Source organism: Streptomyces sp. 13-12-16 (assembly GCF_002114215.1).
Lineage (GTDB): Bacteria > Actinomycetota > Actinomycetes > Streptomycetales > Streptomycetaceae > Streptomyces.
The window spans coordinates 1-2,984 of the sequence record NZ_NCTE01001217.1; the positions used below are offsets into that span (position 1 = coordinate 1).

4 protein-coding genes are annotated in these 2,984 nt (G+C 72.0%); 2 read left to right on the forward strand and 2 right to left on the reverse strand.

Translation table 11 applies throughout. The features are described from left to right. Positions 1-414 precede the first annotated feature (414 nt). Positions 415-762 carry a hypothetical protein gene (locus B7767_RS37995; protein ID WP_107486560.1) on the forward strand — a complete coding sequence of 116 codons (348 nt, stop codon included), beginning with the start codon at positions 415-417 and terminating at the stop codon, positions 760-762. Between the two features lie 210 nt (positions 763-972). Here the strand turns inward: B7767_RS37995 and B7767_RS38000 are convergent, their stop codons facing one another. Together B7767_RS38000 and B7767_RS38005 are read right to left on the reverse strand one after the other, a co-directional pair. After that, positions 973-1,425, reverse strand: a complete 453-nt coding sequence (locus tag B7767_RS38000; protein WP_085575964.1) for an SRPBCC domain-containing protein — start codon at positions 1,423-1,425, stop codon at positions 973-975. Next, positions 1,422-1,766, reverse strand: a complete 345-nt coding sequence (locus B7767_RS38005) for a helix-turn-helix transcriptional regulator (protein ID WP_085575965.1) — start codon at positions 1,764-1,766, stop codon at positions 1,422-1,424. The genes B7767_RS38000 and B7767_RS38005 overlap by 4 nt, the downstream gene beginning before the upstream one ends. Positions 1,767-1,951: 185 nt before the next feature. Here B7767_RS38005 and B7767_RS38010 point away from each other — a divergent pair, with 185 nt between their 5' ends. Then, positions 1,952-2,794 carry an alpha/beta fold hydrolase gene (locus B7767_RS38010; protein WP_085575966.1) on the forward strand — a complete coding sequence of 281 codons (843 nt, stop codon included), beginning with the start codon at positions 1,952-1,954 and terminating at the stop codon, positions 2,792-2,794. Positions 2,795-2,984: the final 190 nt, after the last annotated feature.

Consider the following 2,984-nt stretch of genomic DNA (forward strand, 5'->3'; position numbering starts at 1 on the left):
GTCCGCGCGGCGGCGGCCGGCGACACGGGGGGCGTCTCCGCCGCGGCCTGAAGGGGGAGCGTCTTTGCCGCGGCCCGAAAACGACCCGACGCCACCCGAAGTCCGCCGTGCGCCCCGCCGACCGGGTACGGTCCCGTGCCCTGCCCGCCCGGTACGTCCCGTGCCCCGTCGGCGGCCTACCTCATCGACCACGCTCGTCCCACCGGGCTCCACCGGGCCCACCGGGCCCACCGGGCCCACCGGGCCCACCGGGCCCACCGGGCCCACCGGGCCCACCGGGCCCGTCGGGCCCGTCGGGCTCCGGTGGGCTCCGACGAATCCCACCGGGCTCCGGTGAGACCCGCCGGTCCCCACCGGGCCGTCGGGCCCACTGATGCCCTCCACCCCTCCCGCCCCGCCGAAGAAAGGCTCGCCATGACCGACACCTCCTACCGCCCGGCCCCCAGCACCCCCGGTCCGATCTGGCGCGACGCCAACGTCCGCAGCGGGCCCTCGCTCGACAGCCCGGTCGTCGACCTGCTGCTGCCCGACGGCGTCACCGCCCACACCGCCGAGGGCTGGACCCTCGGCGACGAGGTCGTCGAGGGGGAGAATCCGGTCGGCGAGATCGTCAGTTCCGTCTGGTTCAAGTTCACCGACGGCCGCTGGTGCAGCGCGGTCAACTTCGACCCCGCCCACCTGAGGTCCGTGCTCGGGGACGCCGCCCCGCTGGTACGGCCGCACTCGCCGGAGGCTCTCCCCGGCCGCCGGAAGGCGGTGTGAGGTACTCCCGCCCGGCAGGCTCGCCGGGGGCCCGACGCCCTTCGGCAGGACGATCGCGAGACGCCCGTGCCCGGCCCCCGCGAGGTCCCGGTCGTCGGACCACCGGGATCCGCCCGTCGCCCGCGGCGGACACGGGCGCGGAACGAAGCCGGACGTGGTGCCGCCCTCCGACGTCGTCCGGCGCGGCCGAGTGCCGCGGGCGTCTCGCCCTCAGGCGGTCCGCGCCAGGTGTTCGACCAGCTGGTCGAAGCTGCTGTGCAGGCCGGCCACCGCCTCGGGGGTGCGGAGCATCGCGGGAACGTCGGTCTGGTGGACGGTCAGCTCCGTCCTGCCGTCGACGTCGGTGAAGGTCAGCGTCGAGATCAGGCCCACCGCGCCCACGGTGAAGCTGAGCTTCTCCGGCTCGACCACCTCGAGGTAGGTGGCACTCATCGGGTACTCGGTGCCGTCCTCGTCGGCCACCATGACCGTCTCGAAGGCCCCGCCGGGACGGGCATCGATCGTGATCCTCTCGACGGGCAGGGACGTGCCGGCGGGGCTCCAGAAGCGGGAGAGCTGACCGGGCTCGACGAACGCCCTGAAGACCCGCTCCCGGGGCGCGTCGAACACGCGGGTGAGGGTGACCTCGCCGAGGTCGGAGTCGGCCGTGCTCGAAACGCTCATGTCTGTGCCTCTCTCTGCTGTCGTTGGACTTCCTGCAGGTGCTGGTCAAGACGGTCGAACCTGGACTGCCAGACCTGCGTCTGACGCTCGATCCACTCCGCCGCGTCGCCCAGCGGTGACACCTCGAGCCGACAGGGCCTCCACTGGGCGTCGCGGCCCCGGGAGATCAAACCGGCTCGCTCGAGCACCTTCAGGTGCCTGGAGACCGCCTGAAGGCTGATGGAGAAGGGCTCGGCCAGCTCGTTCACCGTCGCTTCCCCGACGGCCAGGCGCGCGAGGATGGCTCGCCGGGTCGGATCGGCCAAGGCCGAGAAGGTGGTGCTGAGTTCGTCGCTTGACATCCGTATTCAACCTAGTGCTTGATTAACCAGATGGTTTAGTGTGTCTCCAGGGTCGGGCACCCGTCAAGGGTGTCCCCCACAGGGAAACGCCGCTCCATCAGCGACATCGCGCGCAGAGCCCCCGGCCTGACGCTTCCAGAACGGCTCCGGACAACCGAGACGGCCGAGACCGAGAGGACGAGTTGATGCATTCGACGAACGTGAAGAACCTGGAAGTCCCGGGTGCGAAGCTGCATTACGAGGTCACCGGAGAGGGCCCCGTGCTGCTGCTCATCTGCGGCGGGCCGACCGACGCCGCGATCTACGCGGGGCTGGTCGGCACGCTCTCCGAGAACTACACCGTCGTGTCCTACGACCCGCGGGGCAACTCGCGCAGCAGCCTTGACGGGACGCCGCAGGAGCAGCAGATCGAGGCGCACAGTGACGACGCCCACCGGCTGCTGGCGGCAGTGACGGACGAGCCCGCCCACGTCTTCGGCAGCAGTGGCGGCGCCCTGGTCGGTCTCGACCTCGTCGCCCGCCACCCCGAGCAGGTGAAGTCCCTGGTGGTGCACGAACCGCCGGTGATGGAGCTGCTGCCGGACAGCGACCGCTGGCGCGAGCACTTCCAGGACGTCTACGACACCTACCAGGCCGCCGGTGTCGGCCCGGCGATGCAGAAGTTCATCGCCGGTGTGGAGGGGGAGGACGCCCCGCCGCCGGCCCCGCCGGAGATGGGTACGCCGAGCCCGGAGATGATGGAGATGATGGGCCGGATGGCGGCGAACGCCGAGTTCTTCGTCGGCAACGTCATGCTGCCGTTCAGCCGCTTCACTCCGGACGCCGAGGCGCTGAAGTCGGCCCCGACCCGTATCGTCTGCGCGGCGGGCGAGGCGTCCAAGGGACAGCCCGTCCAGCAGGCGGGTCTCGCCCTCGCCGACAGCATCGGAGCGGAGGCCGTGGACTTCCCCGGAGACCACCAGGGATTCCTGACGCACAGCGCCCCGTTCGCCGAGCAGCTGCGCAAGGTGCTCGCCGCCGGTCAGTGACCGGGACCCGGGTGGCCCCCGGTCCGTCCGCGGAATTACCGCGGAGGGACCGGGGGCCACGTCTTGTGCCCGCCCACCCCGGTGGAAGACGAAACAGGCAGGTGCCCACTTCTGCCTCCTGCCCGGGCGCGCCACCCGCCCGTGCGGAGGCCGGGACCGCGTCGCCCATGCCGCCGTGCCGCTTCCCCCG

Excerpts from the sequence above, each read along its gene's own strand:
- B7767_RS37995 (WP_107486560.1), top strand. The coding sequence starts at position 415 with ATGACCGACACCTCCTACCGCCCGGCCCCCAGCACCCCCGGTCCGATC.
- B7767_RS38000 (WP_085575964.1), bottom strand. The coding sequence starts at position 1,425 with ATGAGCGTTTCGAGCACGGCCGACTCCGACCTCGGCGAGGTCACCCTC.
- B7767_RS38005 (WP_085575965.1), bottom strand. The coding sequence starts at position 1,766 with ATGTCAAGCGACGAACTCAGCACCACCTTCTCGGCCTTGGCCGATCCG.
- B7767_RS38010 (WP_085575966.1), top strand. The coding sequence starts at position 1,952 with ATGCATTCGACGAACGTGAAGAACCTGGAAGTCCCGGGTGCGAAGCTG.